The organism is Coprobacter fastidiosus (assembly GCF_030296935.1).
GTDB classification, from domain to species: Bacteria; Bacteroidota; Bacteroidia; order Bacteroidales; family Coprobacteraceae; genus Coprobacter; species Coprobacter fastidiosus.
This window is the reverse complement of sequence record NZ_AP028032.1, coordinates 1,890,373-1,908,215: the sequence shown is the minus strand read 5'-3', so window position 1 is coordinate 1,908,215 and position 17,843 is coordinate 1,890,373. Positions and strand designations below refer to the sequence as shown.

General features: G+C 39.2%; 9 protein-coding genes. 2 read left to right on the top strand and 7 right to left on the bottom strand.

The annotated features are described in order from the left end of the window. Positions 1-39 precede the first annotated feature (39 nt). The gene (gene rpoB / locus QUE35_RS07500) at positions 40-3,852 is read left to right on the top strand and encodes a DNA-directed RNA polymerase subunit beta (RefSeq protein WP_022603094.1); all 3,813 of its coding nucleotides are present in this window, start codon (positions 40-42) and stop codon (positions 3,850-3,852) included. Between the two features lie 77 nt (positions 3,853-3,929). After that, complete coding sequence (gene rpoC / locus QUE35_RS07495; RefSeq protein WP_009317995.1) at positions 3,930-8,195, top strand: DNA-directed RNA polymerase subunit beta'; 4,266 nt, start codon at positions 3,930-3,932, stop codon at positions 8,193-8,195. 65 nt (positions 8,196-8,260) lie between these two features. On the opposite strand, the gene QUE35_RS07490 is transcribed toward rpoC, so the two are convergent. The 7 genes from QUE35_RS07490 to QUE35_RS07460 form a co-directional block, all read right to left on the bottom strand. Continuing rightward, the gene (locus tag QUE35_RS07490; protein ID WP_022603095.1) at positions 8,261-8,623 is read right to left on the bottom strand and encodes a DUF2023 family protein; all 363 of its coding nucleotides are present in this window, start codon (positions 8,621-8,623) and stop codon (positions 8,261-8,263) included. Next, on the bottom strand, positions 8,620-9,123 hold the full coding sequence (locus QUE35_RS07485) for a flavodoxin (RefSeq protein WP_022603097.1): 504 nt from the start codon (positions 9,121-9,123) through the stop codon (positions 8,620-8,622). The genes QUE35_RS07490 and QUE35_RS07485 overlap by 4 nt, the downstream gene beginning before the upstream one ends. Before the next feature lie 269 nt (positions 9,124-9,392). Beyond that, positions 9,393-10,646: an Nramp family divalent metal transporter gene (locus QUE35_RS07480; RefSeq protein WP_009317992.1), complete on the bottom strand. Its 1,254-nt coding sequence runs from the start codon at positions 10,644-10,646 to the stop codon at positions 9,393-9,395. 9 nt (positions 10,647-10,655) lie between these two features. Next, on the bottom strand, positions 10,656-11,555 hold the full coding sequence (locus tag QUE35_RS07475; RefSeq protein WP_009317991.1) for a cation diffusion facilitator family transporter: 900 nt from the start codon (positions 11,553-11,555) through the stop codon (positions 10,656-10,658). 231 nt (positions 11,556-11,786) lie between these two features. Then, positions 11,787-12,824 (bottom strand): hypothetical protein, encoded by a 1,038-nt coding sequence (locus tag QUE35_RS07470; RefSeq protein WP_147404882.1) that lies wholly within the window; start codon positions 12,822-12,824, stop codon positions 11,787-11,789. Positions 12,825-13,071: 247 nt separating this feature from the next. Further along, entirely contained in the window at positions 13,072-14,166 is a 1,095-nt protein-coding gene (gene trpS, locus QUE35_RS07465) for a tryptophan--tRNA ligase (RefSeq protein WP_009317989.1), read from the bottom strand. Between the two features lie 426 nt (positions 14,167-14,592). After that, entirely contained in the window at positions 14,593-17,838 is a 3,246-nt protein-coding gene (locus QUE35_RS07460; protein ID WP_031258965.1) for a glycoside hydrolase family 2, read from the bottom strand. Positions 17,839-17,843: the final 5 nt, after the last annotated feature.

Genomic DNA, 17,843 nt, shown 5'->3' with positions numbered 1-17,843 from the left:
ATATATTTTAAATTAAGTTCAATTAATTCCATTTAATAAATGTCTTCAAATATTGGTAAACAACGGGTAAATTTTGCTTCAATTAAGAGTCCGCTACAATATCCGGATTTTCTTGAAGTTCAATTGAAGTCATTTCAAGACTTTCTTCAACTTGATACACCCCCCGAAAAACGAAAAAATGAGGGATTGTATAAAGTATTTGCAGAAAACTTTCCTATTGCAGATACTCGTAACAATTTTGTCCTCGAATTTTTGGATTATTATATTGATCCACCTAGATATACAATAGATGAGTGTATAGAGAGAGGGTTGACTTACAGTGTACCTTTAAAGGCAAAACTGAAGTTATATTGTACAGATCCCGATCACGAAGATTTCGATACCGTGATACAGGATGTGTATTTGGGCCCTATTCCGTACATGACTGCTAAAGGTACATTTGTTATTAATGGAGCCGAACGTGTTGTCGTATCTCAGTTGCATCGGTCTCCCGGTGTATTTTTCGGACAAAGTACGCATGCGAACGGAACCAAATTGTATTCGGCCAGAATCATTCCTTTTAAAGGTTCTTGGATCGAATTTGCAACCGATATCAATAATGTGATGTATGCTTATATCGACCGGAAGAAAAAATTGCCCGTAACTACTTTATTGCGTGCAATCGGTTTCGAGAGCGATAAAGATATCCTTGAGATTTTCGGTTTGGCAGAAGAAATAAAGGTTAATAAGACCAATCTGAAGAAAGCTTTGGGGCGTCGTTTGGCTGCCCGCGTGTTGAAGACATGGGTCGAAGACTTTGTGGATGAAGATACCGGTGAGGTGGTGTCTATTGAACGTAATGAAGTTGTTATAGATCGTGAGACCGTTCTCGAAGAGAGTCACATAGAAGAGATTCTCGAATCTGGTGTTCAAAATATATTGTTGCACAAGGAAGAACGGAATCTGTCTGATTATTCGATTATTTACAACACTCTTCAGAAAGACTCCAGTAATTCTGAAAAAGAGGCTGTATTATATATATATCGTCAGCTTCGTAATGCAGAGCCTGCAGATGATGCGAGTGCACGCGAAGTGATTACAAATCTGTTTTTCTCTGAGAAGAGATATGATTTGGGTGAGGTGGGACGTTATCGGATCAATAAAAAATTGAATCTTTCTACTCCGCCTGACGTAAAAGTATTGACAAAAGAAGATATTATCGAAATTATCAAATATCTGATAGAGTTGATAAATTCTAAAACCGATGTAGATGACATTGACCATTTAAGCAATCGTCGTGTACGTACTGTCGGAGAACAGCTTTATAACCAATTCGGTGTCGGTTTGGCTCGTATGTCACGTACGATCCGTGAACGGATGAATGTACGGGATAATGAGGTATTTACTCCGATCGACTTGATTAATGCCAAGACAATCTCTTCGGTAATTAATACATTCTTCGGGACGAATGCATTATCACAATTTATGGACCAAACCAACCCGCTGGCCGAAATGACTCATAAGCGTCGTATGTCGGCTTTAGGTCCTGGTGGTTTGTCTCGTGAGCGTGCCGGGTTCGAGGTTCGAGATGTTCATTATACTCATTATGGACGCCTTTGTCCTATTGAAACTCCAGAAGGTCCGAATATCGGTCTTATCTCTTCTCTTTGCGTATATGCAAAGATCAATGATCTCGGATTTATCGAGACTCCTTATCGTAAGGTAGAAAATGGGAAAGTGGATTTGTCCGATAACGGTATTGTCTATTTGACGGCTGAAGTGGAAGAAGGACATATTATTGCACAGGGTAATGCGCCTTTGGATGATGACGGAAAGTTTGTCCGTTCACGTGTAAAAGCTCGTTTGAATGCAGATTTCCCTGTGGTAGCTCCGGAAGAAGTTTCGTTGATGGACGTTTCTCCTACACAGATTGCTTCTATTGCTGCATCTTTAATACCGTTCCTTGAACATGATGATGCTAACCGTGCATTGATGGGATCTAACATGATGCGTCAGGCCGTACCTTTGCTTCGTACAGAAGCTCCTATCGTAGGTACAGGTCTTGAAGGTCAATTGATACGTGACTCTCGTACGCAGATTACAGCTGAAGGAGCAGGGGTGATCGAATTTGTTGATGCTACTACGATACGTATTCGTTATGATCGTACTGAAGACGAGGAATTCGTTAGTTTCGAAGATGCGGTTAAAGAATATACAATACCGAAGTTCCGTAAGACAAATCAGAGTACAACTGTCGATTTGCGTCCGATTTGTCATAAGGGAGATCGTGTGGTTGCCGGTCAGATTCTTACAGAAGGATATTCTACCGAAAACGGGGAATTGGCTTTGGGTAAGAATTTGAAAGTGGCTTTCATGCCGTGGAAAGGATATAATTATGAGGATGCTATCGTGTTGAACGAACGTGTTGTTCGTGAAGATATATTGACATCGGTACACGTCGATGAATATTCTCTTGAAGTCCGTGAAACGAAACGAGGTATGGAAGAGCTTACTTCGGACATTCCGAACGTAAGTGAAGATGCCACTAAGGATTTGGATGAGCGCGGTATTATCCGTATCGGAGCTCATGTCGGTCCTGGAGATATAATGATTGGTAAGATTACACCTAAAGGTGAATCTGATCCTTCACCAGAAGAAAAACTTTTACGTGCGATATTCGGAGATAAAGCCGGAGATGTGAAAGATGCATCATTGAAAGCTACACCTTCTTTAAAGGGTGTGGTAATCGGAACTAATCTTTTCTCTCGTGCCATCAAGAAACGTAAATCTAAATTGAGTGATAAAGCTATCTTGCCTAAACTTGATGAAGAGTATGAAGTAAAGCAGGCGGCTCTTAAAGATTTATTGATCGAAAAATTGATGGTTCTGACTAACGGTAAGACTTCACAAGGTGTGAAAGATTATTTAGGAACTGAGGTTATCGCAAAAGGTGCTAAATTTTCTCAGAAAGCATTGTCTGAGATAGATTATACATCGATCCAAGTTAGTAAATGGACTACAGATCCGGCTAAAAATGATCTGATCCGTGCAACTATTATGAATTACCTGAAGAAATATAAAGAAATCGATGCTGAATTACGCCGTCGTAAATTTGATATTTCTATCGGAGATGAACTTCCTTCAGGTATTGTTCAGTTGGCAAAAGTTTATATTGCAAAGAAACGTAAGATTAGCGTAGGGGATAAGATGGCCGGGCGTCACGGTAACAAAGGTATCGTGTCACGTGTTGTACGTCAGGAAGATATGCCGTTCCTCGAAGACGGTACTCCAGTGGATATCGTATTGAACCCTCTGGGTGTGCCTTCTCGTATGAACTTAGGTCAGATTTTTGAGACTGTTTTAGGATGGGCCGGTGTAAAATTGGGCGAGAAATTCGCAACTCCGATTTTTGATGGTGCGAGTCTTGATGACTTGAATGAGTGGACGGATAAAGCCGGATTGCCTCGTTATGGAAAATCTTATTTGTATGACGGTCATACCGGAGAACGTTTTGACCAACCGGCTACAGTGGGTGTTATATATATGCTGAAGCTCGGTCATATGGTAGAGGATAAGATGCATGCCCGTTCCATCGGACCGTACTCTCTGATTACTCAGCAACCGTTGGGAGGTAAAGCTCAGTTTGGTGGTCAGCGTTTCGGAGAAATGGAGGTTTGGGCGTTGGAAGCATTTGGGGCAGCTCATATACTTCAAGAGATTTTGACTATTAAATCTGATGATGTTGTAGGTCGGTCTAAAGCCTATGAAGCTATTGTCAAGGGCGAACCGATGCCGACTCCGGGAATTCCTGAGTCTCTCAATGTATTGCTACATGAGTTGAGAGGTCTTGGTCTTAGTATCACTTTAGAATAATAAAATAGAAGCAGCGATCCTCCGTCTGTAAAGAACGGAGGCGCTTCAATTCTGATAACGCTTTATAAATTAAATATATGGCTTTTAGAAAAGAGAACAAGATAAAGAGTAACTTTTCGAAGATTTCCATAGGTTTGGCTTCTCCGGAAGAAATTCTTGAAGGGTCGAGCGGTGAAGTCCTGAAACCAGAAACCATCAATTACCGTACATATAAACCTGAGCGGGACGGTTTGTTCTGTGAACGTATATTCGGACCGGTAAAAGATTATGAATGTCATTGTGGAAAATATAAACGTATACGTTACAAGGGCATTGTTTGTGATCGTTGTGGTGTAGAAGTTACGGAAAAGAAAGTACGCCGTGAGCGTATGGGGCATATTCAATTGGTCGTTCCTGTCGCTCATATTTGGTATTTCCGCTCTTTACCCAATAAGATCGGGTATTTGCTCGGGTTGCCGACTAAAAAGTTAGATGCAATTATATATTATGAACGGTATGTTGTGATACAACCGGGAGTAAAAGACGATTTAGCTGTGTATGATTTGCTCTCGGAAGAAGAATATTTGGATATTCTGGATTCTCTTCCTAAAGAAAATCAGATGTTGGATGATACAGATCCCAATAAGTTCATTGCGAAAATGGGAGCTGAGGCTATCTATGATCTTTTGGCACGTTTGGATTTGGACGAGCTTTCGTATGAATTGCGTCATCGTGCCAGCACAGATGGTTCTCAACAGCGTAAAAACGAAGCACTGAAACGTCTTCAAGTTGTAGAGTCTTTCCGGGCTTCAAAACAGCGTAATCGTCCTGAATGGATGATTCTGAAAGTCGTTCCGGTTATTCCGCCAGAATTGCGTCCTCTTGTTCCTTTGGATGGAGGTCGTTTTGCGACTTCAGATTTGAATGATCTTTATCGTCGTGTAATCATCCGCAACAATCGTTTGAAACGTTTGATGGAGATTAAAGCTCCCGAAGTGATTTTACGAAACGAAAAACGTATGCTTCAGGAGGCGGTGGACTCTTTATTGGATAATTCCCGTAAGTCGAGTGCTGTAAAAACCGATGCCAATCGTCCGTTGAAATCTCTTTCTGACAGTTTAAAAGGGAAGCAAGGGCGTTTCCGTCAGAATTTGTTGGGAAAACGTGTCGATTATTCTGCGCGTTCGGTAATTGTTGTCGGACCTGAATTGAAAATGCACGAGTGCGGTCTTCCGAAGGATATGGCTGCGGAACTTTACAAGCCGTTTGTTATTCGGAAACTGATTGAACGCGGTATTGTCAAGACCGTTAAATCTGCTAAAAAAATCGTTGACCGAAAAGAACCTGTCGTATGGGATATTTTGGAACATGTGATGAAAGGTCATCCCGTATTGTTGAACCGTGCTCCGACATTGCACCGCTTAGGTATTCAGGCTTTTCAGCCGAAAATGATCGAGGGAAAGGCTATTCAATTGCATCCATTGGCATGTACGGCATTTAACGCCGACTTCGACGGTGACCAGATGGCCGTCCATTTACCTTTGGGAAATGAAGCTATTCTGGAGGCTCAAATGTTAATGTTGGGTGCTCATAATATTCTTAATCCTGCAAATGGAGCTCCTATTACAGTGCCGTCTCAGGATATGGTGCTCGGGTTGTATTATATTACAAAACTTCGTCCGGGTTCTTTGGGTGAAGGTTTGGTATTTTATGGACCGGAAGAGGCCGAGATAGCGTATAATGAAGGAAAAGTTTCCCTTCACGCTCCTGTAAAAGTCGTAGTAAAAGATTTGGATGAAAACGGGAATATTGTAGATATACTTCGTGAGACTTCTGTGGGTCGGGTTTTAGTAAATGAGAAAGTGCCTGTAGAAGTCGGATATATTAATGAAATTCTGACAAAGAAATCTTTACGTGGTATTATCGGTAAAGTAATTAAAGTTTGCGGTGTTGTTCGTGCAGCTCAATTCCTTGATGATATTAAGAATTTAGGATATCAGATGGCTTTCAAAGGAGGTTTGTCCTTTAACCTTGCCGATGTGATTATTCCGCCAGAAAAAGAAGCCTTGGTTAATGAAGGGTATGCTAACGTAGAGCAGATCATGGCGAATTATAACATGGGTTTCATCACTTATAATGAACGTTACAATCAGATTATCGATACATGGACTCATGTCAATTCGAAATTGTCGGATATTCTGATGAAACAATTGACAAATGATAATCAGGGATTTAACTCTGTATTCATGATGTTGGATTCTGGAGCTCGTGGTTCTAAAGAACAAATTCGTCAGCTTTCCGGTATGCGTGGTTTGATGGCAAAACCTCAAAAATCGGGAGCAGAAGGCGGACAGATTATCGAGAACCCTATTTTGGCGAACTTTAAGGAGGGATTATCTGTATTGGAATATTTTATTTCCACTCACGGTGCTCGTAAAGGTCTTGCTGATACGGCTTTGAAAACAGCAGATGCCGGATACTTGACCCGTCGTTTGGTCGATGTAGCTCATGACGTAATTATTCATGAAGAAGATTGCGGTACGTTAAGAGGACTTGTATGTACTGAATTGAAGAATAATGAAGAAACCGTCGCCTCTTTGGAAGAACGTATTTTGGGACGTGTTTCGGTACATGATATTCAACATCCGTTAACTGGAGAGATTTTGGTTCATGCCGGTGAAGAGATAACCGAGGATATTGCTAAGAAAATAAGTGATTCACCGATTGAACGTGTAGAAATTCGTTCGGTATTGACTTGCGAATCGAAAAAGGGCGTTTGTGCTAAATGTTACGGACGTAATTTGGCTACAAATCGTTTGGTTCAAAAAGGTGAAGCTGTAGGTGTGATTGCTGCTCAGTCTATTGGTGAACCGGGAACACAGTTGACATTGCGTACATTCCATGTGGGAGGTATTGCATCCAATATTGCAGCAGTATCGAATGTTACTTCACGTTATGACGGTATTCTCGAAATAGATGAACTTCGTACGGTGGATAGTATTGACGAAACCGGAAAGAAAGTGATGATTGTAGTAGGCCGTTTGGCTGAAATGCGTATCATTGATCCAAATACGAAAATCGTGTTGACGACAACAAATATTCCTTACGGCTCTAAGCTTTACTTTAATAGTGGGGATACTCTTAAAAAAGGAGATGTCGTTTGCGAATGGGATCCGTTCAATGCCGTTATCGTTTCAGAAGCTACCGGTAAGGTTAAGTTCGATAATGTAATCGAAGGTGTGACTTATAAAGTCGAATCGGATGAGCAAACCGGTCTTCGTGAAAAGATCATTATAGAATCTAAGGATAGAACCCGAGTTCCATCGGCTCTTATTTTGGATGAAAAAGGAGATGTAATTCGCTCCTATTCATTGCCTATGGGGGCTCACCTTATGGTTGATGAAGGTCAGGAAATAAAATCAGGGGATGTGTTTGTTAAGATCCCGCGTGCCGTAGGTAAAGCCGGAGATATTACCGGAGGTCTTCCTCGTGTTACCGAGTTGTTTGAGGCTCGTAATCCGTCTAATCCTGCTGTCGTTTCTGAAATCGACGGAGAAGTTAATTTCGGAAAAGTAAAACGAGGTAATCGTGAAATTTCTGTAACTTCTAAAACCGGACAGGTTAAGAAATATTTAGTTCCTTTGTCAAAACAAATATTGGTACAAGAGAATGACTATGTCCGGGCCGGAACTCCACTTTCGGACGGTGCTATTACTCCTTCTGATATTTTGGCGATAAAAGGACCGACTGCCGTTCAGGAATATATTGTTAATGAGGTTCAGGATGTGTATCGTTTGCAAGGTGTGAAAATCAATGATAAACACTTTGAGGTTATCGTCCGTCAAATGATGCGTAAGGTAATGGTGATAGATCCGGGTGATACTCGTTTCTTGGAACAACAGATTATCGATAAGCACGAATTTATGGAGGAAAATGATCGTATCTGGGGTAAAAAAGTGGTTATCGATGCCGGAGATTCTCAGACAATGAAACCGGGACAGATTGTGACTGCTCGTAAATTGAGAGATGAAAACTCTGCATTGAAACGTCGTGATTTACATTTGGTAGAAGTGCGCGATGCTGTGCCTGCTACTTCTGAACAAATTTTGCAAGGTATTACTCGTGCGGCTCTTCAGACTTCCAGCTTTATGTCGGCTGCTTCGTTCCAAGAAACTACAAAAGTGTTGAATGAGGCTGCTATTAACGGTAAAGTAGATAAACTTGAAGGAATGAAGGAAAATGTAATTTGTGGACATCTGATTCCTGCCGGTACTGGTCAGCGTGAATTTGACAAATTGGTTGTCGGTTCTAAAGAAGAATTTGACCGAGTATTTGCTAATCGGAAAAATGTAACGGATTTTTAATCTTAGATTTCTAAATAAAAATAGATCGCCTGAAAATTTTTCAGGCGATCTATTTTTATTTTATGCTATGCAGTTCGTGTTATTGTCTTTTTTTTACAGAATCGTTCGCACTGCATTGTAATATCATAGCCTAACATTGCCCCTAATATAAAATCTTCTTCTGGAGAAAGTTTATTTAACGGTTTATTGATGAATGTCCGTACAGTTTCCAGGCAAGAACGTTTTCCGAAATATAAATTGACTTTATTTTGTACGACTTCTTGAATCAAATACTCGATTTTCTGCTCTTTTAATCGTTCTGTGACGAGATCGGCGCAAGATTTACACATCGTACAGAGAACCAGATTACGGACACCTTTCTTAAATTCATAAATCTGGTGAAGAAATACTTTTATAGAGTCAAAGCGGTTATAATCTTCTACACTCATTCAATTTCTTTTTTGATTAAGTTACACCATTCGTGTATGCGTTCTGATACTTTTTGTGAACTTTCATTGCAATCATCGATTGCCAGACCTACGAATTTTCCATTTTTGCAGATTAAAGAATCCGTTACGGTATAGTCTTTGGGTTCGAAACTACCGATAAAGTTGCAACCGTTTTCAGATAATTCATCATAAATTAATCCTACTGCATCACAAAATGTGTCGGGATATGATTCACTGTCTCCACATCCGAATATACCGACTTTTTTCCCATTCAAATTCTGACTTTTTAATGATTTTATGAAATCATACCAATCGTCTTGTAATTCTCCACATCCCCATGTCGATGAACCTAATAACAAACAATCGTATTTGTCTGTCGCTTCTACTGGGGTTTCGGATACATTGTGAATATCGGTAGAAGATATTCCTAATTCTTGTGCGATTTGGTTGGCTACGGACTCTGTTGTTCCTGTTGTACTGCCGAAAAATATACCTGTCATAATTTTAAATTATTTGTTTTTGGCAAAGTAATAAGATATATCTTCCTGCATCAATCCCCTGAACTTATGAAAATAAGCTCTTTCTATACCTACAAATTATGATAACCCTGCCAAAATCTTGTCTGAATTTTCCGACAAAAAATATTATCAGATCATTCTTGCGTTTTTTCCGGACTGTTTTCCCGTTTTTACATGTCTGTAATCCACTCGTTTTTTATCGGGAAGAAATTTTTTTCAAAAAAGCTCTCAAAAAACGTTCATATAAAATTTTAAAATAGGCTTATTAATAATGCTATATTCAAAATTGTAACTAATGTCCCTAAAGATAAAAGAATGATCGTTGTCGATTTTTTGTTGACGTGTTTACCCATTACTTTTTTAGAGGAAGTCAGATAAATTTGTGTGAATACAGTAATAGGAAGTTGTACGCTCAATAGCATTTGGGATATGATAAGTCCCTGAAACGGATCTTTGATAAAAAAGATGAGCAATAAAGCCGGAATAAAAGAGAGTAATGTTCCTATTTTCGTGTGAATGTCTTTCGGGCTATAAGCCTCGTTGAAAAAACCCGCGAAAATAGAAGCTCCTGCAATTCCCGATGTAATGGTCGATGAAATTCCTGCAAATAATAGGGCAATTGCAAATATAACTCCTGCATTGTTTCCGACGAGGGGGGTAAGTAAATTAGCAGCCTGACTAAGTTCGTCCACAACGACTCCTTGTTTATAAAAAGTTGCTGCAGCAAGAATGATCATTGCAGAGTTAATAGCCCAACCTATTCCCATAGAGAGTAGCGTGTCGTAGAATTCATATTTTAATTGCTTCTTTATTACGTTTTCATTCTCTAAATTCCATTCCCGGCTTTGAATAACTTCGGAATGAAGGAAAAGATTATGTGGCATAACTACAGCTCCGAGTACACTCATTATAATCAATAATGAATTGTCCGGAAAAGATGGTGTTACCCAACTTTTTGCGGTGTTTGTCCACTCTACATCTATCAATGTCAGTTCATATAGAAAAGAAAGACCTATTATTGAGACAAACATGATAATCCACCGTTCTATTTTACTGTATGTATTACTGAACAGCATAATAATACAAGCAATTGTTATGATGACAGCTCCTGCTTTTATCGGAATATCGAACAACATTTCTAAAGCGATTGCTCCCCCGAGTATTTCGGCAAGCGAGGTAGATATGCTTGCTAATATCGCAGACCCTAATATTGGTCGGGAGACTGTTTTGCGAATATATTTGTTGGTGGCCTCTGCAAGGCATAATCCCGTAACGATTCCCAAATGAGCGACGTTATGTTGGATGATAATCAACATAATGGAAGAAAATGTTACTACCCATAGTAATGCGTAGCCAAAGGAAGATCCGGCAGCTAAATTTGTAGCCCAATTTCCGGGATCTATAAACCCGACAGTAACAAGCAATCCCGGACCGATATATTTAAGTAAGTCCAGAGCCCCTGACCGGGTTTTATGGGTTGTTTTTAATTTCTTGAAAATATTCATATCTTGTAATTAACAGCAATTCCCGTCGCAATGTTCTCCGGGAAGCTCCATTTCTAATGTGACGTGTTGAATGTTTGCTTTTCTCAGTATTTCTTTCAAATGGCATTTCAAGTTTTGACTGTCAGCGAACGAGTCTATAACAATATGAGCCGTTAAAGCCGTTTGAGTCGTACTGATTGCCCATATATGAAGATGGTGTATTTCTTTTACTCTATTGTCTTCCAATATTAATGTCTTGATTTTATCGGGATTAATTCCGACGGGTACTCCGTCTAAAGATAGGCGTAGGCTGTCGTGGAGCAGATTCCATGTCGATATTAAGATGACGATGGCAACGACCAATCCGATGATAGGGTCTATCATGTACCAATTTGTATATTGTATGATTATACCTGAAATCAAGACTCCGACCGAAACAAGAGTATCGGCTGCCATGTGCAAGTAAGCGCCCTTGATATTAAGATCGTGTTTACGATCTTTAAAAAAAAGCCAGGCTGTAAAAGCGTTGATAAAAATTCCGATTCCGGCAACCCAGGCAATGGCATTGCCTTCGATAGGCTGTGGATTTTTCAGTTTTTCTATACTTTCGGAAAATATTACACCTACAGCAACTAATAAGATGATAGCATTTAACAAAGATACCAAAATTGTACTTTTTTTATATCCGTATGTATAGTTTACCGAAGCCTTTACCTTCATAAGGCGAAAAGCAAATAATGCCAATATGAGACTGACTACATCGCTTAAGTTGTGCCCTGCATCAGATAATAACGCAAGAGAATTCAAGTATAGTCCTGCGCCGGCTTCTACAATAACAAATGCAAGGTTTAGCCCGATTCCCCATATAAATGCTCGGTTTATATTTTCTATATGGGGAGTATGATGGCTGTGGTCATGATAATGTCCCATAACTTTAAATTTTTATTTCACAAAGTTATTTAGAATAATTATAAATAAAAAGAAATAGGTACTTTTTCTTAGTACCTATTTAAATTTTGTGTAGCTATTTTTCAAACAACTGCGTGAATAAAAATTTCTTTTGGCCTGTTTTTTCGTTTTTATTCGTCAGATAGCCTCTTTGTAAAATGAGAAGCCTTTCTCAGTCCTGACCCGAATAAAACTTGGGAGAATAGGAACATTCTATTTTAGCTTGAATGTATAGCCTATTGTCAAAGTTGCCATATCTACTTTGTTCCCATAGCAGTACCGGATTCGGATAGGCAGTTCACATTTTTTCAAATGTAAGTACATTCCTATGCCGGCTATAATTCCCCAGTTATAAACGTTGATTGCGTTCTTTGCTTTGTATTGTTGTGCAATGAAGTATCCGTGATGTACTCCGATTTCAAAAAATGGCCTGGCAGTTCCATTCATTACACGACTTTCTATTGTATAGTAGTTTGTGAGGGTATAGGACCATCCTTTTTTGCTTGAAGGGAATTCTGTCCAATATAAATAATCAGGAGATGTGTTTAGTTCCAATCCGATATTGAAAACAAAACGATCGGAGAATTTACTTAAATTTGTCGTTACAAATGAGCCGATGGCAAATCCCGGATGCCAACCGTTGAGATCGTTATAATGATTTATTACAGCCCCTGCTTGAGGAGTGATCCACCATCTTCGAGGAGAATTTTTTTCTTTATATGATACACAGGAGAAGTCGGCGCATATAATTTTATGAAAATTACTGAATAGTTTGATCAGGCTTTTTCTATCAATTCTGATATTATCGATTTGTGACTTAAGTTCTGGATATTCAGTAAAAAGAAAATTTAATTTTGCTCTGTTTTGTTGTCGTGTAATATTTTCGGTCTTTAGATTTTTGTCCTCTTTTAGTTCAATCATTTTTCCTGAAGGAGCTTCTGCTATAAAAGAAGATTTTCCGTCAGGATATTCAGGGCAGACTCCTATCTTCAAATAGTATAAATTTATATTTCCGGTCAATAATGTTTCTATAAAAACATATTTTTTGAAATGAGGAATATCTATTTCTTTTGATACGTATGTCAGCCCTTTTTCATAACCGTAAGAGATAATTTCTTCAGGTATGTAGGTTATGATTTCCGATTGTGGACTATTTTTAAATAAACATTCTCTCCAATCTCCATTTCCATTTCTATAGCCGAGTATTCCATGTATAGTGTCGTTACTGTGTGTAATTATGTATCCATTCATCCATTCTATGTTTGAGTTTGATGCATAAATTACAAAATTGAGAGATAAAAGCAAAGATGTAAAAAGTCCTTTAAAAAAATGCGTATTCATGATTTTATGGTATAATGAGGTTAACTTAACTATATTATAGACATATTTAGATGAGTGAAAACGTCAGTTTGAAGGCATAAATAACCCTCGAAAATTGGAAATAAAAACTTTCGAGGGTTGTAATTTTTTTGAGGTTATTATGTAATAAATAATCGGGCTATTTTTGTCCGAATTTTTTCGATTGTTCTGCAATTAATTCATCATCATCGAAATAGTTGATCTTCATCGCTTTGCGTACATCAGAAAGTGTATCGGCAGCCGCTTCTCTTGCCACTTCACTTCCTTTTTTCAATATATTATAAATTGCAGGAATATCTTTTTCAAACTCTTTTCTTCTTGAACGTATCGGTTCTAATTCTTCCTGCATGATTGCATTCAAAAATCTTTTAACTTTAACATCACCCAATCCTCCTCTTTGATAATGAGCTTTTAATTCATCGAGGTTAGGATAGTCTGGCAGGTATTTCTCAAAATGTTCGGGTTTGCAGAATGCATCGAGATAAGTAAATACCGTATTACCCTCAATCTTTCCCGGATCTTGTACACGTAAATGTCCGGGATCGGTAAACATACCCATTATTTTTTTCTGTAAATCGTCCGCAGATTCCGACAAGTATATGCAATTGTTCAGTGATTTGCTCATTTTGGCTTTCCCGTCTGTTCCCGGAAGTCTCAGACAGGCAGAGTTATCCGGTAATAAAATTTCCGGTTCGATCAAGGTTTCTCCATAAACGGCATTGAACTTCCGGACTATTTCTCTTGTTTGTTCCAACATCGGTTCTTGGTCTTCTCCGACAGGAACTGTTGTCGCTTTGAAAGCTGTAATATCAGATGCTTGGCTGATCGGATAAGTGAAAAATCCTACAGGAATTGAGGTGGCAAAATTTCGCATCTGTATTTCTGTTTTTACAGTAGGATTTCTTTGCAGTCGGGAAACCGTTACCAGATTCATGTAGTAAAAAGCCAGTTCGCAAAGTTCCGGTATTTGGGATTGAATGAATATGGTCGATTTTGTCGGATCGATTCCGCATGCTAAGTAATCTAAAGCTACCTCTATTATATTTTGACGGACTTTTTCAGGGTTTTCTGCATTATCGGTAAGAGCCTGAGCGTCGGCAATCATGATAAATATTTTGTCGTATAAGTTTGAATTTTGCAGCTCTACTCTTCTTTTCAACGACCCTACATAATGTCCGATGTGTAATTTCCCGGTCGGGCGATCTGCGGTCAATATTATTTTTTCTTTTCCCATTTATATGTTATGTTTAATTATGCTGTTTCGATATTTTGCAAAAATACAGATTTAGAGATTAGTTTTGCCTATTTAATTTATTTTTTTTGTATATCCTTTTGTCTTTCTTAGAAAATATAAAATTTACGTGTTGCTGTATTTTTAGAACGTTTTCCTCTTGAGAGGAGTTTCAATAGGGTGTGTGATTAAGAAAATAAGAAAGATGATGATTATAGGACGTGAAACAGGTTGCTTTATTCTTACAAAGCAGCCTGTTTGTTTTTAGAGACCAGTAAAAGTTCTATATACGGATTTTTTAGTTTTTTTCGGTGTATTCACTCGTTCCTGCATGTCTACGCTGCGCTTTTACCGGGACAAAGGGATGCCTTTGAAAACTATTCTCAAAAATTATCTGTGCAAAATTAAACACTCAATTACTGAAATTTTTTATTCAGGGAATATTTCGTAACCGCAAATTTGTGGAGCTCCTGATCTTATATCTTTCAATTCAATTGTGATTCTTTGATCTTTATCGGGAGCAATTCCTTTAATTTCTTTGACAAGAGCTTTAAATTTACTTCCGGCTTCATTAATAACATCTAAGTTTTCCAATACGATTTTACCGTTGATCAATACGTTGAAACGTCGTTTTCCCGGAGGTGTGTTTTTATCCAACTCTGCAAAGTGCAATCTGACCGTGTAAATTCCGTTTGGATTCTTCATCAAATTCGGATAGGAGCAAGATCCCCAACGAACCGTCTTATATATTGCTTCAGGTCCTGACATAGGTGCACTTACGTCGACGTCTTCAGTACAATATCCTAAAGCTCCTTCAAGAAAGCCCGGATCTTTGGAAAATCCGTCTCTGTTATATCCGGCACAATTGATACGGATTTCATCGGACGGTTCTATTTTCGGAGCGATGAATGTAAACTCTGATTTAGGCCAACTATTTACTTCTGCATTTTTATTCGGGGCTATATAGGTCGATGGGGATACTTTGATGTTCCATCCGTCAACCAGGACAAGAGGTTTTTCACCTTTGAGATTGTCAGCATCAGCTTCGATTGTTATTTTTTTCTCTTCTTTCGGGGCTAATGAAATATAATTGTCGCTGTAATATACCGGAAGTACACGTTCTCCGGTTTTCCCTCGATGCAATTGCAAGTGTGTCATTAAAGCGATCTTTTTACTCGGGTTGCGTAAAGTAACGTCAATGAATACTTTTTCGCCTTTTGTACGGGTAGAGGCTTTCGTTGCAAGTTTTACCACAGGCATCGATTCAAGAGCCGTGAGATCGTTTGGTTTTGAAGAGATCCCCCGCCAGTAAAAGTTGTCTGAAATCAGCTTTCCGTCAGAGTCTCGAAGTTCGAGTTTTATAAAATGCACCGGAGTTAAGGCCGAAGGCCATTTAATGTCGCTTATTTTGTTTACCGAACAGGCAGCAGTGTTTACCTCATGGTTCTTTTGGGCAGCAACAGACCCGTCGATATTGTAAATCATAATTTTTGCATGAGCTTTGTTTAATGCTTTCGGTTTGTGATTAATTACCTGTATTATACCATTCTCTGTTTCGTTGAATTGAATGTGTATTTGTTCACAGGCTTTTTGTAAAGCGAAGAGAGAGGCGTTCGGTTCTAGATCATAGTGGAACATTTGCCACACGAAACTCGGTTGGGCGGGAACACTCATCCATAGTAATATCCCTTGTGTCGGGGAAAACATTTTGCCTATTCGTCCTTCGTATAAAGCACGGAAACCTTCATAATTCATCATTTGTGATTTACGGACAAAATCAGCTATATTGACAACTTTTCCATAACGTTTTGTCATTATCTTCATTAAGTTGCGTCCACCTCCTGAAATGAAATTATGTTCTGCCCATGCATCGGTAATACTTGTCCAATCTTTTTCCGGCATCATGCCTTGAATAGATTCCAATGTCGGTATCGATTGAGGGCCGATCTCTGTTTTGAAAGTCTCTTTTTTGTTGAATTTTTTACTTTCGGAAAAACGGTAATAATCTACCGGAGTTTGCCATTCATACGGACCGCCAGAATTGCATCCGCCTCCACCTCCGGAATTGGATTGATAATGGCGCAAGGGATCGAGTTCGGCAAGTGCGTATCGTACAGCATCATCCAGATATTTAGGGGGATATGCTTCGTTGCGTGCACACCATATAACCAGTGACGGATGATTGCGGAAATTTAATATTTTATCGCGGACATTTGCCATATAAAGGTCTTGGTCGAGAGGATCTGCTGCATTGAATTGCCAGAATTCGTCCCAAATCATTATACCGTATTTATCGCAAAGGTCATAGAGGATTTTACTCGCTGCTTGTCCTCCCCATAGACGTATCATGTTGAAATTGGCATCTTTGTGCATGCGTATTTGAGCTTCTAACCGTTTGGGATCGATTCGTTTTAGGGCTTCATCCAATCCCCAGTTGCCTCCTTTACAAAATATGCGTACTCCGTTCACCGTAAGACCCAGATTATCGCTTCCGGGAATATCGTATGATATTTCTCGGATACCGAATGTTACTTCTTTTTCATCGGAAATTTTTCCATCTATTTCAAAAGACAGGTGCATGGAGTAAAGATTTTGTTCTCCCAATCCATTCGGCCACCAAAGTTTCGGATTTTTTATATTTAGTTGAGCAAAGTCTTTAGGATCGAATGTGAATGTCAGAGATCGCCAGGGTGCGATTTCTATTGTTTTTTCGAACTTTATGCTGTCAAAACTACCTTTGATTATTCCTTTCTGTACGTTTCCGGTCGTATTTTGTACTGTTGTTTGCACGGTTACGGAAGCTATATCGGTACGAGGTAACGGTAGGTCTGATGTAATTAATGGATCTTTCATTAATACGTGACCTGTTGCCGAAAGAAAGACATCTTGCCATATTCCGCTATTCCGATCACGGATTCCGGACAACCAGTCCCACCCGTTGGAACATCCGAAGGTAGGTCCGTCAAGGCGTCCTACACCTCCGCACGGACCTCCGACCGTACCCATAATATGTTCGAAAGGAACTCCTGTATTCGGTTGAGGAGAAATGCGTACGGCAATAATTGCTGTTTGCCCGGGTTTAACGAATGACGTAATATCGAAATTGCCTCGTATGAATGCTCCTTTAATTGGACCTACCCGATGTCCATTTACCCAAATATCGGCAGAGTAGTTAATTCCGTCGAAATTGAGCCATATCGTTTTATTTTTATATGAGTCGGGAATCATAACTTCATTTCTATACCACCAGTCTGTGTGACAAAGATATTCGGGTATTACTTCGGGTCGATTGTTCTCTCCGTATAGCGGTTCGGGATAAACACCATTATTTACTAAGGTCGTAAGAACCGTTCCAGGGACTGTTGCTTTATACCAGCCTGAAGGTTTATATTTTGTTGTAGATATTACTTTCCCCTCTTGTGGAACTTTGGCAGCGTTTTCCATTTCCCATCCGTCTTTCATACCCTCTTTGGAAATTATGGCTGCGTCTTGCATTTCCCATCCGGAGTTGATCAGTATCTTATTTGATGTTTGTCCTTGAACAGACAGAGGCAATAGCAATATGGTCAAGGTTGTAAACAAGTTAAGTATCCCTTTTCTTTGAATGATAGTTTGGAGTAGGCGCAATGCTCTGTTAAGGAGAGTGTGCGGTTGATGATAATAAAGTGTTTTCATAAGAT